Origin of the sequence: Mesorhizobium sp. IMUNJ 23232, from assembly GCF_044326205.1 — a bacterium.
In the GTDB taxonomy this organism is placed as follows: Bacteria; Pseudomonadota; Alphaproteobacteria; order Rhizobiales; family Rhizobiaceae; genus Kumtagia.
In genome coordinates this window covers 40,581-56,594 of record NZ_JBIRCY010000042.1, presented here as the reverse complement: position 1 = coordinate 56,594, position 16,014 = coordinate 40,581, and the positions used below count along the sequence as shown (strand labels likewise).

The window sequence follows — 16,014 nt, the reverse complement described above, 5'->3', positions numbered from 1 at the left end:
TCCTTGCCGCGTCACCGGCCGAGTTCGGAATTAAGTAAACTGTCCCCGGATTTTACGCTCGGCCAAGCCGGCTAAATAAACTTATTCCGCTGGCGTCACGCGCTCCCAAAACTCGTTGAACTCGACGCTGTCGAAGAAGGCGTGCGCCTTGACCACCTTGCCGTCCTTCATGTCGAGGAACCACGCATAGGTGTTCTTGTAAGGCTGGCCGTCTCGGGCCGTGCCGGCGGCGTCGAAGAATACGACCACCGTGTCGCCCTCGGCATACATGTTGCGGATCGTCGGCTTCAGGCCGACGCTCATGCGCGCGTTAAACGGGCGGATCACCTCCGTGATGAACGCCTCCTTGCTGGGATAGGTCTTCGAGGCGGCCGAGCGGCCGACGATGGTCCAGTTCGCATCGTCCGCCAACAGGTCGTAGGGGCTGCCGGTGCCGGCCCCCCAGGCGTCGAATTTTGCCGCGAGCGCCGCCTTGTTGTTTGCTTCGATGTCCGTGGACTGTGCCATGGCGGGGGCTCCGGAAAGGGCAAAGATGGAAAGCAGTGTCAGGGCGTATCGGCGCATTGAATTCGTTCCTCGATCGATCGACGCGCGAGCCTGAGCTCGCGCTGGACAGGGGGTCGGGAGCTCAATCCGTCAGGCCGGGCCTGATGGATCCTTGATCAGGCTCAGATCGTGTTCTCCCACGCCTTCAACTGATGCGCTTTCAGCATGTCCTCGATGACCTTCGGCACGACGTTGCGGAATTTGCCCTCGTCGGCCGGCACGATCTCGATCATGCGGTCGATCATCTCCTTCGGGTCCATCTTGCCTTCCGGCGTGGCGAAGAAGTCGTCAAAACCCTTTCGCAGGTCGGCGCGCTTGGTAAAATTCTTGGAATCGTCGAGCCAGCGGAACGGGTTGTCGGCCATCGTCTCGTTGTAGCCGGTGTAATACGCGCCGGGATTGATGGTCTGAACCTTGATGCCGTAGGACGCCAGTTCCTGCTGCATCGCCTCGGCAAACGATTCCAGCGCGTGCTTGGTCGAGACATAGGTGCCCCAGTTGGCCGGCGTGAACAGGCCGCCCATCGATGAGGTGAAGACGACCTTCTTGCCCTTGGCCTTGCCCTCCCGCACCCAGCGCTGGACCACCCCCTGGGTCAGCACCAGCGGCAGGAAGACGTTGACCTCATAGTTCTTGCGCACGATATCGATCGGGATCTCCCAGACGGGGCCTGCCTCGCCCATGCCGGCATTGTTCCACAGGACGTCGATGTCCCAGCCCTGTGCCTGCCGGATGTCGTAGGGATCGGTGAGGTCGAGCCGCTCCACGCGGAAATTCTTCAAGCCAAGCGCCGCCGCTTCCTCGCGCAGCGGGGTGACCTGCGACGAGACCTGCGTGGTCGCGATGATCGAATGGCCGTTCTTGGACATGCCGATGGAAGCGGCCTTGCCGAAGCCGGAGCCCGCACCGGTGACGAGAATGGTCTTGCTCATGAAAAGTCCTTTCAATGCTTGGGAATTTTCTTCTGGGAAACGGTCAAACGCCGAGTGCCGCAACAGCGGCCTCAGCAATTTCCAGGTCTTGCGCAACCGCACCGCCCGACACGCCGACGGCGCCGATCATCGCGCCCGCGGTATCGCGCAGCGGAATGCCGCCGGCGAACGGCGCCAGCCCGCCATTGGAAAATTCCAGCGCATGCGCTGGCGCGCCCGGCTTGCAATAGTCCCAGACCGCCTCGCTGCTCGTCTCGAACAGCACGGCGGTGCGGGCCTTGCGCAGGGCGATGTCGATCGAGCCCAGCACCGCGCCGTCCATGCGGCTGAATGCCTTCAGATGCGCTCCCGCGTCGAGCACTGCGACGATGACCGGCACGCCGATGACAGTCGCCTTTGCCTCGCCTGCTGCAATGACGGTTTTGGCCTGGTTGAGAGAGAGCACGAAATACCTCTGGATTGGTGGCAACCGGCGGACGCCGGCGCTTCGATGGGACGCCGTCGGCATGAGCTGCGCGTGCAATGCGTCTATGCATCAGCACAGGCCGCCGACAGCGCATCCTGCCATGGCGGCCCCGTTCCCTGCCTTGGGATGGATGAGGGGAAACTATTCCGTGGGCGTCGGCCGCGCTATCGCGATATTGCGGCGACTATCGCGATCTTGCGATTGGCTGTTCACACGAAAGTCATCTGCTGTTTGCGTAGTTCAAACGCGAGCGACGCCGATCGTCTCGGCACTCGACCGGGGCGAAGCGACGCTTCGAAGGGTGGGAAAACAGGTTGCTCGCCTTGGCAACCAATCACGCGAAATATGTTGCAAGAGTCTTGCGGTGAGGAACTGATGGCGCCCCTCAAATCCCCCGGCGGAACTCCGACGGCGTCGTTCCGGTCACCTTGCGGAAGCTCGCTGCAAAGGCCGACGGCGTCCTGTAGCCGACGGCCAGAGCGATCTCGGTGATGCTATGGCGTGGATCGGCCAGCAGCTCGCGGGCGCGCTCCATGCGCATGCGGGTCAGCCACTCGTAGGGCGTGCGTCCCGTTGCCAGCCGGAAGGCAGTACAGAAATGGAAGCGGCTGAGATTGAGCTCGGCCGCCAGTTCGTCCAGCCCTATGGTGCGGTCCAGCCGATCGCGCATATAGCCGGTCACCTTGCGCACCTGCCAGGCGAGCAGGCCGCGCGCCGGCACCGGCGCCGCCGGCTTCGCCAGCGAAGAATGATTTCGGATGAGATGAAGGCAGAGATGGTCGAGCGCCTGCTCGGCGAACAGGCTGGAAGCTTGCTCCGGCTTGCTGGCGTAGCGGTTGAGCATCCGCATGATATGCGAGCCGATGACATCCTCCTCGCCGATGCTGGGCACCAGCTCGATCGCCTTTCCCCCCGGCAGCCACTGTTCGGCGAAACTCTTCAGCCGCGTATTGCTCAGGAACACGTAGGACAGCCGCCCCTCCTCCTCGATATCCCAGCGGCCGCCCCAATTGGCCGGAATGACCGCCGTGGTGCCGGGGCGGCCCACCGCCTCGCGCCGAAAATTTCCGCACCGCCACGCCCGCTTCACCGGCGCGCCATAATAGGTCGCGACGACATGCACGGGCACTTCGGGCATGGTTTCGTGCAGCGCCGGATGCAGCCATCGCGTGGTGATCAGCGTCTCATGCGCGGGAATCTCGGCGATGGTGGGTTCGACGCCGGCAATCACGTCGACGCAGGCGTCCAGCGCCATGCGCTGCACGGAGGGCGCGCTGGCGCAATCGGCGGCCGGACGATCGTTTGCGTGGACGTTGCGGCCCATGCTTGGCACCCCCCTCAAGTGCTTCCGTCCCGATCTGCATCCCGTGCGAGCGGTCGATCTGGAGAGATCAAGGTGACCGCGCGTACCGCGAACAGCCTCTCTCAGCGGCATCGATAGAATGGTCGCGCCGACCCGACAAGCAGGGTTTGGGAACATTCCGTCCAGCGGAACCAGATGCCGCTGGCGCGCAAGACCGAGCGCCTGCGCATCCCGCCTTCGCCGTTGCACACCGGCGCCGACATCGACCACCCGATCCACTCGCTGTCGGACCTGTGGTCGCAATGCGCGCTGGCAAGGGCTGTGGCGTAAGGAATCCACGGCTCTCAACCCCCAAATTCCTGGCGGGCCGCCTCGCGGACTTCCGAGGGAATGGCGCCGAAACGGCGGCGGAAGACGCGGTTGAAATAGGACAGGTCGCCGAAGCCGGCATCGAAGGCGACAGTGCTGATTTTTTGCCCGATGCGCAGCGGATCGGTGAGCATTCGGTGCGCGCGGGCAAGCCTTTGGCCGAGAACGAAATCGGTAAACGTCGTCCCCTCCGCCTCGAATGCCATCTGCACCGAGCGCGGCGTCACGCGATGCCGCCGGGCAATGGCGTCGATCGACACGTCGCCGTCGAGATTGGCGGCGATATCGTCCTTGATCGCCCGCAGCCTTGCTGCCCGCGCCCCGCGGGCGCGCGCCTGCTCCGCCGCATCGCGCGTTGCGCCAAGCGCCAGCGCTGCGAGATCGTGGACATGGGACGCCACGACGCGCTGCAGATCGGGCTTGGCCAGCATCTCGGCCTTGTTCACCGTCCCGAGATAGCCTGAAAGCAGTTGCAGCGCCTCCGACTGGCGCGGAATGGGCCGGATGAGACGATCGCCGAAGTCGGGCACCAGCGGCTCGATCGCCTTGACGGCCATCTTCAGCGTCATGAAGCGCGAGCCCGCCGGCACGTTGAGCCCGCCGGCCTCGCCTGAGATGAGAACGGCCTCGCCTTCGCCGAATGTCGTCTCCCGGCCGCCGAGGAACGCTTCGCGGCTGCCGGCGAGATTGATGGTCAGGAAGAGATGGTCGGGATCGACCTGCGCCCGCGAGCGGCGGACGCGAAGCCCCGAACTGGCCACCGACAGGATATCGAGCCCGGGCAGGGGTCGCACGCTGGAGGCGAACTCCGGCAATTCGCGGTCGGCCGGCGCGATGTCGCATTGCAGAAAGCCGCCATAGACATCGTGCAGCAGCGCCAGCCGGTTCTTCTCCGGCCAGTCGCTGGTCGAGAGCCGCGAGGAATTCGCGCTGTCGCCGTCCGAGGTCAATCCCCGCCTCACCGATCCGGGCGCAGAAAACCCCACCCGACCTGTCCGGAGCATACCACAACGCCAGCACGTGGCGAGCCGTCTGGAAAGCAGTGCCCGGCGGTCGCGACTTTCGCCGCAGTCCTACTCTTCCTTCGCGCCAGTCCAAGAGCCGGAGCCGAATCGCCTGTAGCACTTGCCGCCATCGAACCGCTGGTTCGTCATCAAGCAACACTCAGGAGTTACAGCCATGGCTACCCCTTCTTTTTCTGGTTTCGAATTCGTGGTCAACACGACCACGGCGGGCTTTCAGCAGAACCCCTCCGTCGCCGGTCTTGCCAACGGCAAGTTCGTCGTCACATGGCAGGACGAGGCCGACGCCACCGGCTTCACCAGCATCCGCACGCAGCTATTCAATGCCGACGGCAGCAAGCTCGGCGACGAGACCGCCGTCAACGGCAACGAGAATACCGATTCCGCCCAGCCGTCCGTGACCGTGCTCGCCGACGGCCGCTATGTGATCGCTTGGACCCAACTCGCGCCCAACGATACGGGCGACGGTTCCGGGTCGAGCGTCAAGGCGCGCATCTTCAACGAAAACGGCACGCCTGACACCGACGAGTTCATCCTCAACGTGACGACGCAGCTCAATCAGGGCGACGTCTCGATCTCGGCGCTGGCCGATGGCGGCTTCGCCGCCTCCTGGGGTCATGATTCCGGCAATGTCGACCTGGACATCCGCGGCCGTGTCTTCAATGCCGACGGGACGCCGCGCAGCAGCGTTGAGGTGTTCATCGACGGCAGTCCCGGGCTCGAGCTGAACTCGACGACCGCCGGTCTCGCCGGCGGTGGTTTCGTCACCGTCTGGACCGACTCCGGCGGCGACGGCGAGACCGATGGGTTCGGCTCGCATATCCGCGCCGAGATTTTCGATGCCAGCGGCACGAGCGTCGGCGGCGAGTTCGTCGTCAATTTCTCGGTCACCGACAACCAGTTCGACCCGACGGTTGTGGCGCTGGCCAATGGCGGCTTCGCGGTCGCATGGACCCATACTTTCGACGACAACGACACGGACGCGGTCCTGCGCATCTTCAATGCCAACGGCCTGCCGCAGACCCGGGATGTCTTCATCGACGACGACGTCAATACCAACGAAGACAACGTGTCGATGACTGCCCTTTCGGACGGCAATCTGTTCGTCGCCTGGCGGGACGCAGGCAGCGCCGGCGAGAGCGACGGATCCGGAGCCCACATTCGCGGCAAGGTCATCAGCGGCGTCGACGGCAGCGACGTGGGCGGCGAAACCGACGAAATCGTCATCAACACGACCGTTCCGTTCGACCAGTTCCAGCCGTCGGTGACGGCGCTCGCCGATGGCCGGGTCATGGTCTCGTGGACGGACGCAAGCCAGCAAGGCAGCGCCACCAGTTTCGACGTCCGCGCCCAGATCATCGATCCACGCACGGCGGCCGTGAACCTCACCGGCACCGCTGCGGCCGACGACTGGGTGGGCACCGGCTTCGCCGATACGCTGAACGGCAAGGGCGGCGCCGACAGGATGGCGGGTGCCGCCGGCAACGACACCTATTTCGTCGACAACGCCAAGGACGTCGTCGTCGAGGCAGCCGGCAAGGGCAATGACCTCGTCGCCACCAGCGCCAGCTATGTGCTTGCGGCCGGCGCCGAGGTCGAGACGCTGCGGACGACCTCCAACAGCGGCATCTCGGCCATCGAGCTGATCGGCAACAATTTCGCCCAGACGATCATCGGCAACAACGGCGCCAACGTGATCAAGGGCGGCGGCGGCGCCGACATCATGCAGGGCCTGGACGGCAACGACATCTATTTTGTCGACAATTCCGGCGACGTCGTCATAGACACTCAAGGCCAGGAGAACCTTGTCGCGACCACCGTCAGCTACACACTCGGCGCCGCGGCACAGATCGATGAGTTCAGGACCACGTCCAATGGCGGCACCACCGCCATCGACCTCACTGGCAACGGCTTTGACCAGGACATCGACGGCAATGCCGGGGCCAACACGCTGCGCGGCCTCGGCGGCGACGACGTGATACGGGGCCTTGGCGGCAACGACAAGCTGCTGGGCGGCGACGGAGCCGACGCGCTCACCGGCGGACTAGGCTTTGACAAGCTCACAGGCGGCGGCGGCAAGGACGCGTTCGAGTTCCTGGCTCTGACGGAATCCGGCATCGGCACGGCCAAGGCCGACCAGATCACCGACTTCACCGCCGGCGACAGCATTGATGTCGCCGTCATCGACGCCATCGCGGGCGGCTTGGACAACGCCTTCAAGCTCGACGCCGGCGGCGCCTTCGTTGCCGGCGAGATCCGCCAGACGGTGTCCGGCGGTAACCTCGTCCTCGACTTCAACGTCGACGCCGACGCGACGGCGGAGATGTCGGTGGTGCTGGTCGGCCAGACCAGCCTGCTCTCCGCTGGGGACTTCATCCTCTGAGGAGCCCATCGCCCACGACAGTTCACCGGCGCGCGATCCTGTCGCGCGCCGGTTTTTTCAGCGAGGTCAAAATATCTCCGCGGAAACTGCAACAGATAAAAGCGCGCTGTGATCTCCATCCTTATGACGGCGGATCGATCCTCCCCCGATTGCCCCGCGCGCGCCCACATGACATAGCTCCCGGCAAACCGGAGACGTCAGGGTGCAGGACAAAAAGCTGCTGAGGGTACTGGGCGGCGAGACCGTGTTCCCGCCGCCGCTGTGGATGATGCGGCAGGCAGGGCGCTATCTCCCCGAATACCGCGCGGTGCGCGAAAAGGCCGGCTCCTTCCTCGACCTCTGCTACAATCCGGATTTCGCCGTCGAGGTGACGCTGCAGCCGATCCGCCGTTTTAATTTCGACGCGGCGATCCTTTTTTCGGACATCCTCGTCGTGCCGCATGCGCTCGGCCGCGACCTGCGCTTCGTCGAGGGTGAGGGCCCGCGCCTGACCCCGATCGAGGCCGCCGAAATCCCCCGCCTCGGCGAGGTGAATAACTTCCATGCACATCTGGCGCCGGTCTACGAGACCGTCTCCCGACTGCGCGCCGAACTGCCGCAGGAGACTGCGCTGATCGGCTTCTGCGGCGCCCCGTGGACGGTTGCCACCTATATGATCGCCGGCCGCGGCACGCCGGACCAAGGGCCGTCGCGGCTGTTCGGTTATCGCGAGCCCAAAGCCATGGCCGCCTTGCTTTCGAAACTGGCGAAGGTCTCCGCCGACTATCTCATCCGCCAGATCGACGCCGGCGCCGATGCGGTGCAGATTTTCGACTCCTGGGCGGGCGTGCTCGACGAAGCCTCCTTCGAGGCCTGGTGCGTCGAACCGGTTGCCGAGATCGTCCGGCGGGTACGCGAAAAACATCCGGCCACGCCGATCATCGGCTTTCCGCGCGGCGCCGGCAGCCTGTACGCCGGCTACCGCGAACGGACCGGCGTTACCGCGCTCGGCCTCGACTGGTCGGTGCCGCTTTCGCAGGCCCGTGCCCTTCAGGTCGGCGGCGCGGTGCAGGGCAACCTCGACCCACTGCGGCTGGTGGCAGGTGGGCGGGCGCTGGACGAAGGCGTCGATCTCATTCTGGACGCACTGGGTAACGGTCCGCTGGTCTTCAACCTCGGGCACGGCATCACCCCGGACTGCCCTGTCGAGAATGTGGACAGGATGGTCAAGCGGGTGCGTGCGGTGCAAGGGTGAAGTTCGTTGCGGCCGGCTCGTGCCAGGGGTCATTTACTATGGCCGTCAACGCCGCCCGTCCTTCGGACTGCTCTGACGGCGCGTGCGATCGAAGTCGACAGCAGATGATATGAGTTCCGATGGCCGCAATGCATCTCATCTGCCACGTCAGGCCTGTTCACCTCAACACGAGACCACCGTCAGGTTCGATCGGCTTAAAACCCGGTTCTTGTCGCGTCAAAACGGCTTGCCGTCCGGTCTGTTACGGCATTTCCTACTGACATCGCGCGCAAGCCATTGTTCTAAAATGATATTCGAGACATGACCTGAAAATCCCACTCACCAGCGTTACCCGACCGCCTGACGCCAGTGCGCGGGATAAGACAACCATTTCGGTTCCGGAACGATCACTGTTTCCATGCCGTCGGTAGGCTTGAAATCCGGTCCCGCGCAGAGCAACGCCGCGCCGATGCTGGTGCCGGTGCTGCCTTTCGACGCCACCACGCGCCGCCCGCTGGCGCTCGCCAGCATCCTGATAAAACAGCGGTTTTGGCCAAATGGTCCTTCTACGATCGTGTCGCCCTGCGCACCGATCAAGTCCAGGCAGGACGCCGTCATCATCGCCAGATAGAAGGAGACAGCCGCGAAGCGTGCGCCGGGACTGGAGGGCTCGGCCGGCAACCATTCGGCCTTGCGATGCTGGAAGGGACCGGACCCCCGATCGATGGACGGTGTCAGGAGCACCGGCGTCTTCAACACGGTCTCGATTTCCGCCTGGCTCGGGTCGACGCCCTTGTCGCCGATCAGCAGCGAAAACTCCCGCCCGCCCATGAAGCGCGCCGACGGCACCGGATCGCCGAAGGCATTGACGTTGATCAGCGTATCGCGAGCCGGATCAAGCACTTGCCGCTCGCCGCCGACTGACATGACGATAATCCAGGTGCCGGTCGATACCACCGTCAACGGCGCTTTTCTCGACAACAGGTGGGGATAAAGCGAGGCATTGGAATCATGGATGCCGCAATAGACGGGCGTGTCGGCGGCAAGGCCGGTTTTCTCAGCGATTTCAGGCAGTAAGCCGCCCAGCCGGTCACCGGCCTTGCGTACCGGCGCCAACTTTTTGCGCCAGTCCAGCCGGTCGACCAGGCCGGAAAAATCCCGCTTTTGCGGGTTCCAGAGATCGGTGTGGGCACCCAGCGACGTCGCCTCGTTGGCCGCCGCTCCGCACAGCCGGAACGCCCAGTATTGCGGATACGTCAGGATCGTCGCAACCCGTTGAAAATCCGCCGGAAATGCCCGCGATTGCCAGAAGAATTGCGCTCCGAGATTGAGCCCGCCGGGCAGACGTGGTGAGCCAGTCTCGGCAAAGTTCGGTCGCAAAAGATCATAGTCTGCAAGGGTCGTTTCGGGTCCGGAATGTTCATAGTCGAGCATCGGCAAGGCAAGGCTGCCGTCGGCCGCCAGCAGAACGCCCGATGCGCCGTGGGTGGTCACAACAATCGCATCGGGCCGCGTCAGCCTGCCAAGCTCGGCCAGTCCGTCGAGCATGACTGCCCACAGCCGGTCGGTGTCGAAATGTGGATAAGGGTCTGAATTGTCGACGGAATTCGCCGTGCGCGCGACGACCGTTTCCTCCAGCGTGGAGAGGTCTACCAATGCCACCTTGGCGTTGCTCTTGCCGATATCGATGACGGCGACAATGCGGACTTTCGACAAGCCGCTCACTCCATGTGGAAGACGGTCTCGAGCGGCACCGCGACCGGTTCGCCTGCGGCGTTGTATTCCATGATGTCGGACATGAAATCCCACCAGCGGCGCATCACCGGATGCTTCGGCAGATCGTCCATCGTGTGGTCGTCGCGGCGCCAAAGCACCCCGAAAAGCTGGTTCGTTTCGGAATCGAAATGAATGGAATAGTCCGAAACTCCTGCTTCTTTCAGCAGTTCAACCAGTTCCGGCCAGATCTCGTCGTGGCGGCGTTTGTATTCGGCCGTCATGCCGGGTTTCAGCCGCATCCGGAAGGCAAATTTCTCCATCAGATCACCTGCTTGTTCTCAGCCCGAGCTTGTCGGCGATGCGCGGAATAGCGATCACCGCGATCAGCAGCAGGCCGATATAGACGCTGACCACCTGCCCCGGAATATTGTTCAGCGACATACCGAAGGTGACAAGCCCTAGCGTCAGAACGGCCAGGAAGACACCAAGGATGGAGCCGACGCCGCCGGCAATCGACACGCCGCCGAGGATGACCATGGTGACGATGTCCAGTTCCCAGCCGATGGCGATGTTGGAGCGCATCGACCCCAGCCGCGCCGTCAGCAGGGCTGCGGCCAATCCCGACAGCAGGCCGGACACGACGAAGAGCAAAAAAGTTAGCCGATCGACCGGAATGCCGGAGAACCGCGCCGCGACCGGGTTGGAGCCGATGGCGAAGAGTTTCCGGCCGGTCGCGGTCTTATGCAGGACGATGCCGAAGACAACGGTCAGCACCAGAAAGATGAGGAAAGACAAGGGGATCGGCGGAACGAATAGCCAGGGGATGCCGGTCTCCTTCATCTTGATGAAATAGCTCTGACCGAGTTCCAAAAACTCCGGCGGATATTTCGTCTTCGCCTGGTCGCCCAGGATCACCTGTGTGAAGCCGCGGAACAACGACATGGTGCCGATAGTCACCACGATCGACGGCAGGCCGGCATAGGTGACGAGGAAGCCGTTGAAAACGCCGCATAAAATCCCGATGCCAATACCGGTGGCGAACAGCCCGGTCGGTCCAAATCCGGCCTCGGCCGCGTAACCGATGCCCATGGCGGCCAGCGCCACAATCGCTGCCACCGACAGGTCGATCTGGCGCACCAGGATCAGCAGCGCCATGGCCAGCGCGATGATCGCTTTTTCGGAAAAGTTGAAAGTGGCGTCGGCCAGGTTGAAAACGTCGAGGAAGTAGGGCGAGACGATGGTATTGACCACGATGGTCAGCACCAGGAGGATGACCAGGATCACTTCCCAGCGTAACAGCACATCGCGCGCTCGGCGCGGTGCGGCGTCCAGCACCGTGTAACGGCTTTCGGAGGGCGGCATCGCGTTCATGCCCGCACCCGTCCGATGCGCCGCGCTTCCGGCAGGATGAGTTTTTCAGGCCGCCGCTCGGCGCGCGCATTGATGACCACGGCGGCGAGAATGACCGCGCCGGAGATCGCCATCTGCCAGAAAGGCGAGATCTGCAGGACCGGCAGCGCTGTCATGACGATGCCGAGGAACAGCGCGCCGAGCAGTGTGCCGGCGACCGAACCGACGCCGCCGCCGATCGAGACGCCGCCGATGACGCAGGCGGCGATGACCGTCAGTTCGTAGCCATTGGCGATCTCCGAATAGGCGACGCCGTAGCGGGCGACCCAGAGGTAGCCGCAAAGTCCCGCCACTGCGCCGGAGATTGCATAGGCCAGCAGTTCCTGCTTGCGCTGATCGATGCCGCAGTAGCGCGCCGCGACCGGATTGCCGCCGACGGCGTAGAGGCCGCGGCCGGCCCTTGTCAGGTTGAGGAAGACCCAGAATAGGACGGACACGCCAATGGCGATCCAGACCGGACTTGTCAGGCCGAGGAACATGTGTTTGGGGAATGCTTGGAATTCCACGCCCATTTCGGAAGCATTCACCTGGTCGCCCTTGGCGATGATGATGATCATGCCGCGATAGACCGCGAGCGTGCCTAGTGTCACCACGATTGGCGGGATGCCGAGAAAGGCGATCAGGCCGCCATTGATCAAGCCAAGCACCAGCCCGGTGATCACGCCGGCAAGAATCATCAGCAACAGCGGCGTGTCGGGATAGTACTGGCTGACGAGGGCGGCGATCATGCCCGACAGCGCGAGGTTGGCGGCGACCGACAGGTCGATGCCGCGCGTCAGGATGACCACCATCTGCGCCAGCGCCATCATGAACAGAACGGAGGTCTCGGTGAGCAGGTCACTGATGTTCTCCCAGGCCAGGAACACCGGCTGGTAGGCGCCGATGACCGCGACACCGACGATCAGGATCAGCCCGAGCGCAAGCTCGCGATAGTTGAAGATGCCTTTCACGCGGCCTCCTTCGCGGCGCCGGTGGCCGCGCCGACGATCTGCTCGGCGCTCCAGGCACCGCGCTTGAACTCGTCGACCATGCGGCCTTCCTTCATGACGATGACGCGGTCCGCCAGTCCCATGACCTCTGGCAGTTCCGAGCTGATCAGCACAACGGCGAGACCATCCTGCGCCAGTTCGCCGATGAAATCATGCACGGCCGCCTTGGAACCGACGTCGATGCCTTTCGTCGGCTCGTCCAGCACGATCACCTTCGGCCGCGTCGCCAGCCATTTGGCGATCGCCACCTTCTGCTGGTTACCGCCGGAAAGCTCACCCAGCTTCTGCTCCCAACTCGCCGCCTTGACCGCCAGCCGCCGCCCGAGCGAGCGCGTCGCTTCCTGTTCGGCGGAACGCGACAGGAACAGGCCGCGCACATATTTCGACAGGTTGGCCAGCGTCACGTTCTCCCGGATGCCGAGGGAAAGGATCGCGCCCTGATCCTGCCGGTCCTCTGGCACGTAGGAAATGCCGGCGGCAATGGCGTCCGACGGTGCGTTGATCGCAAGCTGTTTGCCGTCTAACGAGACTGTTCCGCGTGTCACCGGCGTGATGCCGAACAGGCCCTGCATGGCCTCCGTCCGGCCCGCCCCGACCAGCCCGTAGAGGCCGAGAATCTCCCCCTTGCGCAGGTCGAAGGAGACGTCGGCATATTCTGTGGCGTTCGACAGACCTTTGACTGATAGCACGACCTCGCCGATCGGCACATCGCGTTTCGGAAACACCTGGTCAACCGGGCGGCCGACCATCATGCGTACAAGCTGCGCCTCCGTGACGGAAGAGATCGGGCCTTCGCCGACCTTCTCGCCGTCGCGCAGGCAGACGAAATCGTCGGCGATGCGGAAGATTTCATCGAACTTGTGGCTGATGAAAACGATGGCGTGGCCTTCCGCCTTCAGTTGCTCGACGATGCGGAAAAGGTCGTCGATCTCGTTGGCCGAGAGGGCCGCGGTCGGCTCGTCCATGATGACGACGCGAGCCTCGTGCGACAGCGCGCGGGCGATTTCCACCAGGTGTTTTTGTGCCACCGACAGGCGCTTCAGCTTGAATTCGGGTGGGATGGGCGCGTCGATGCGCTTCAGCAACTCAGCCGATTTCGTCCGCATCTCGGTCCAGTCGACGAGACGTGTCGACGCCGTCGGCATGTGGCCCATGAAAATGTTCTCGGCCACCGATAGCTCGTCGAACATCACCGTTTCCTGGTGGATCGCGGCGATGCCAGCGGCCCAGGAGTCGCGCGGCGAGGAGAAGGATTTCGGCTCACCGCCGACGCGGATTTCGCCGGTTTCAAGCCGGTAGATGCCGGTCAGCAGCTTGACGATGGTGGATTTGCCGGCGCCGTTCTCGCCTATGATCGCGGTGACGCGGCCGGGCTGCAGCGACAGGCTGATGTCGTGCAGCGCCCTGACGCCGGGAAAGCTTTTCGAGACGCCGGTAAGGGTGAGGATGGGATCGGACAAGGGAACCTCTTAACCCTCCCCCTTGTGGGGAGGGTCGATGAGCAGTTGAAGCGCAGCGGAAACTGCGAAGCGGGGTGGGGGGTGCCGTGGTAGCGACCCCCACCCCGCGCCTTCGGCGCGACCCTCCCCACAAGGGGGAGGGTAAGAACCTCCGCCAGATCAGAAGATCTTGGCGAATTCCTCGACGTTGGTCTTGTTGAACTCGAAGGGCTCGCCCATGACGCATTCGCCGTCCTTGCCGACGGTGGTCTCGCCCTTCTTGCCCATGGAAAGCTTGTCGCCTTCGGCGGTGGGTTTTCCAGCCAGGATGTCGGCCATGATCATGGTCGAGGAATAGCCGTATTCCACCGGGTTCCAGATGGCGAAGGTGTCGCAGGCGCCCTTCAACACATAATCCTTCATTTCCGAAGGCAGGCCGAGGCCGGTGATGAACACTTTGCCGGTCAGGCCGCCGTCGACGATCGCCTTGGCCCCCGAGCGGATGCCGATGGTGGTCGGCGAGATAACGCCCTTGAGGTTCGGATAGGCCTTCACCAGGCCCTGCATCTCGCGGTAGCTCTTGTCGTCCTGGTCGTCGCCATAGACGGTCGCCACCAGCGGCATGTCCTTGTATTCCGGCTTCTTCCACTCTTCCTTCATGGCCTCGATCCAGGAGTTCTGGTTGGTCATGGTGGAGGCAGCGGAAAGGATGGCGACTTCGCCCTTGCCGCCCAGCGTCTTGGCGATCATCTGCACCTGCTTGGCGCCGATCAGCGGGGTGGACGAGGCGGAGAGGTGGACGATGCGGCCAGCCGGCGCGATGGCCGAGTCGAAGCTCATCACCTTGATGCCGCGCTCCATCGCCTTCTTGCCGACCGGAACCAGCGCGTCGGCGTCGTTTGCCGAAACGATGATGCCGTCGACCTTCTGGGCGATCTGCGCGTCGATGACGGCGATCTGCTCTTCCGCCGTCGGCTTGGCCGAGGCGGTGTAGATGATCTCGATGCCGCCGAGTTCCTTGGCCGCTTCCTTGGCGCCGTTGGCGCAGGCGTCGAAATAGCTGTTGCCGAGATTCTTCACGATCATGGCGATGCGCTTGTCGGCAGCAAAGGCCCGTTTCGTGATGATCGCCGGCATTGCCAGCGCAGCACCGGCGGCGCCGGCAAGCTGCAATACGGTACGACGTGTAGTCTTCATGGCAAATTCCTCCCTGCCAATTCCTGTTGACGTCCATCCGGACCGGCCGCTGCCGGTCCCACCGTCCACCGCTCTATGCGGCGGAAGCGATCTCCTTGGCAACGGGCGCGATCCTTACATCGAGCCCGGCATTCTCCATCATCGCCAGCGCCGCCTCGCTGATCCCGTCATCCGTCACCAGCACGGAGACGCGCGACAGCGGGCACACGACGAGGCTACCCCTTGGTTCGAACTTGGTCGAATCGGCGAGCACGATCAGCCGCTCCGCGCGGCGGAGCAGTTTCGCTTCGGCGCGCGCCACCAGCGGGTCGGCCTCGACCACACCGAGCGGCGTGATCGCCGCGGCACTCATGAACATCGTCGTTGCATGCAGGGTCTGGATCGTGTCGTCCTCGAAGGGCGACAGGATGATGCCCTGCTCGCGATAGACCTCACCGCCCGGCAGGGTGATACGGTTGTCGCTGCCGCGGATCAGCGCCTCGGCAATCGGGAACGAGTTGGTGAGGATATTCAGCCGCCGGTCGCGCAGGAAATCGACCATGGCGAAGGTCGTCGTGCCGGCATTGATAATGATCGACTCGCCGTCCTCGACCAGGCCGCAGGCGAGTGCTGCGATGGCGCTCTTCCTGTCGGCGTTCTTGATGCGCTGCGAGTTGAAGGTTGGGGCGCCGAGCGTCGCAGGAAAGGCCGGCGTCGGCGCGGAGATGCCGCCATGCACGCGCCGCACCAGACCTTCCTCTTCCAGTCTTGCCAGATCCCGGCGCAAGGTCGCGCTGGAGGCGCCGGTGAGATCGACCAACTCGCGCACGGGCACGACCGGCCTTCCGGCCATCGCTCCCAGTATCGCCGATCGGCGGTCCACCTCACGCATGTCGATGCGGTTGCCTCGAACTAAATCGATCATCATGAATGCACGCTCGCTCACAATCGTCAAGAAGAGTGAGCGTATTGCATCGCACCAATTCCATTTTGCATCGCAAACGCTCAAATTTGAAGCGAATCACGATTGACCATGAGCGAATAGGCTCA

At 63.7% G+C, this 16,014-nt stretch carries 15 protein-coding genes; 3 read left to right on the top strand and 12 right to left on the bottom strand.

The features are described 5' to 3' along the window. Positions 1-81: 81 nt before the first annotated feature. The 4 genes from ACH196_RS26075 to ACH196_RS26060 all read right to left on the bottom strand — a co-directional run bounded on the left by ACH196_RS26075 (position 82) and on the right by ACH196_RS26060 (position 3,268). Positions 82-507, bottom strand: coding sequence for a nuclear transport factor 2 family protein (locus ACH196_RS26075; RefSeq protein WP_396649844.1), 426 nt, complete (start codon positions 505-507; stop codon positions 82-84). Positions 508-668: 161 nt separating this feature from the next. Continuing rightward, the gene (locus ACH196_RS26070) at positions 669-1,478 is read right to left on the bottom strand and encodes an SDR family oxidoreductase (protein ID WP_396649843.1); all 810 of its coding nucleotides are present in this window, start codon (positions 1,476-1,478) and stop codon (positions 669-671) included. A 43-nt stretch (positions 1,479-1,521) separates the two neighbouring features. Beyond that, positions 1,522-1,923 carry a heme-binding protein gene (locus ACH196_RS26065; protein ID WP_396649842.1) on the bottom strand — a complete coding sequence of 134 codons (402 nt, stop codon included), beginning with the start codon at positions 1,921-1,923 and terminating at the stop codon, positions 1,522-1,524. Between the two features lie 406 nt (positions 1,924-2,329). Further along, positions 2,330-3,268, bottom strand: coding sequence for a helix-turn-helix domain-containing protein (locus ACH196_RS26060; RefSeq protein WP_396649841.1), 939 nt, complete (start codon positions 3,266-3,268; stop codon positions 2,330-2,332). Between the two features lie 174 nt (positions 3,269-3,442). On the opposite strand from ACH196_RS26060, the gene ACH196_RS26055 reads away from it, so the two are divergent. Then, the gene (locus ACH196_RS26055) at positions 3,443-3,577 is read left to right on the top strand and encodes a hypothetical protein (RefSeq protein ID WP_396649858.1); all 135 of its coding nucleotides are present in this window, start codon (positions 3,443-3,445) and stop codon (positions 3,575-3,577) included. Between the two features lie 14 nt (positions 3,578-3,591). Here ACH196_RS26055 and ACH196_RS26050 read toward each other — a convergent pair whose 3' ends face one another. Beyond that, positions 3,592-4,566 carry an AraC family transcriptional regulator gene (locus ACH196_RS26050; RefSeq protein WP_396649840.1) on the bottom strand — a complete coding sequence of 325 codons (975 nt, stop codon included), beginning with the start codon at positions 4,564-4,566 and terminating at the stop codon, positions 3,592-3,594. Between the two features lie 229 nt (positions 4,567-4,795). On the opposite strand from ACH196_RS26050, the gene ACH196_RS26045 reads away from it, so the two are divergent. Then, positions 4,796-7,021 carry a calcium-binding protein gene (locus ACH196_RS26045; RefSeq protein ID WP_396649839.1) on the top strand — a complete coding sequence of 742 codons (2,226 nt, stop codon included), beginning with the start codon at positions 4,796-4,798 and terminating at the stop codon, positions 7,019-7,021. A gap of 202 nt (positions 7,022-7,223) precedes the next feature. After that, entirely contained in the window at positions 7,224-8,255 is a 1,032-nt protein-coding gene (gene hemE / locus ACH196_RS26040; protein ID WP_396649838.1) for a uroporphyrinogen decarboxylase, read from the top strand. Positions 8,256-8,582: 327 nt separating this feature from the next. Here the strand turns inward: hemE and ACH196_RS26035 are convergent, their stop codons facing one another. From ACH196_RS26035 to ACH196_RS26005, 7 genes are all read right to left on the bottom strand, one after another. Then, positions 8,583-9,950, bottom strand: a complete 1,368-nt coding sequence (locus ACH196_RS26035) for an FGGY-family carbohydrate kinase (protein WP_396649837.1) — start codon at positions 9,948-9,950, stop codon at positions 8,583-8,585. 5 nt (positions 9,951-9,955) lie between these two features. After that, on the bottom strand, positions 9,956-10,270 hold the full coding sequence (gene rhaM / locus ACH196_RS26030; protein ID WP_396649836.1) for an L-rhamnose mutarotase: 315 nt from the start codon (positions 10,268-10,270) through the stop codon (positions 9,956-9,958). A 4-nt stretch (positions 10,271-10,274) separates the two neighbouring features. Continuing rightward, the gene (locus tag ACH196_RS26025; RefSeq protein WP_396649857.1) at positions 10,275-11,312 is read right to left on the bottom strand and encodes an ABC transporter permease; all 1,038 of its coding nucleotides are present in this window, start codon (positions 11,310-11,312) and stop codon (positions 10,275-10,277) included. A gap of 5 nt (positions 11,313-11,317) precedes the next feature. Beyond that, positions 11,318-12,310 (bottom strand): ABC transporter permease, encoded by a 993-nt coding sequence (locus ACH196_RS26020; RefSeq protein ID WP_396649835.1) that lies wholly within the window; start codon positions 12,308-12,310, stop codon positions 11,318-11,320. Next, a complete protein-coding gene (locus ACH196_RS26015; RefSeq protein WP_396649834.1) occupies positions 12,307-13,809 on the bottom strand; it encodes a sugar ABC transporter ATP-binding protein in 1,503 nt (500 codons plus the stop codon). The genes ACH196_RS26020 and ACH196_RS26015 overlap by 4 nt, the downstream gene beginning before the upstream one ends. A gap of 159 nt (positions 13,810-13,968) precedes the next feature. After that, positions 13,969-14,985, bottom strand: coding sequence for a rhamnose ABC transporter substrate-binding protein (gene rhaS, locus ACH196_RS26010; RefSeq protein ID WP_396649833.1), 1,017 nt, complete (start codon positions 14,983-14,985; stop codon positions 13,969-13,971). A 73-nt stretch (positions 14,986-15,058) separates the two neighbouring features. After that, a complete protein-coding gene (locus tag ACH196_RS26005; protein ID WP_396649832.1) occupies positions 15,059-15,892 on the bottom strand; it encodes a DeoR/GlpR family DNA-binding transcription regulator in 834 nt (277 codons plus the stop codon). Positions 15,893-16,014: the final 122 nt, after the last annotated feature.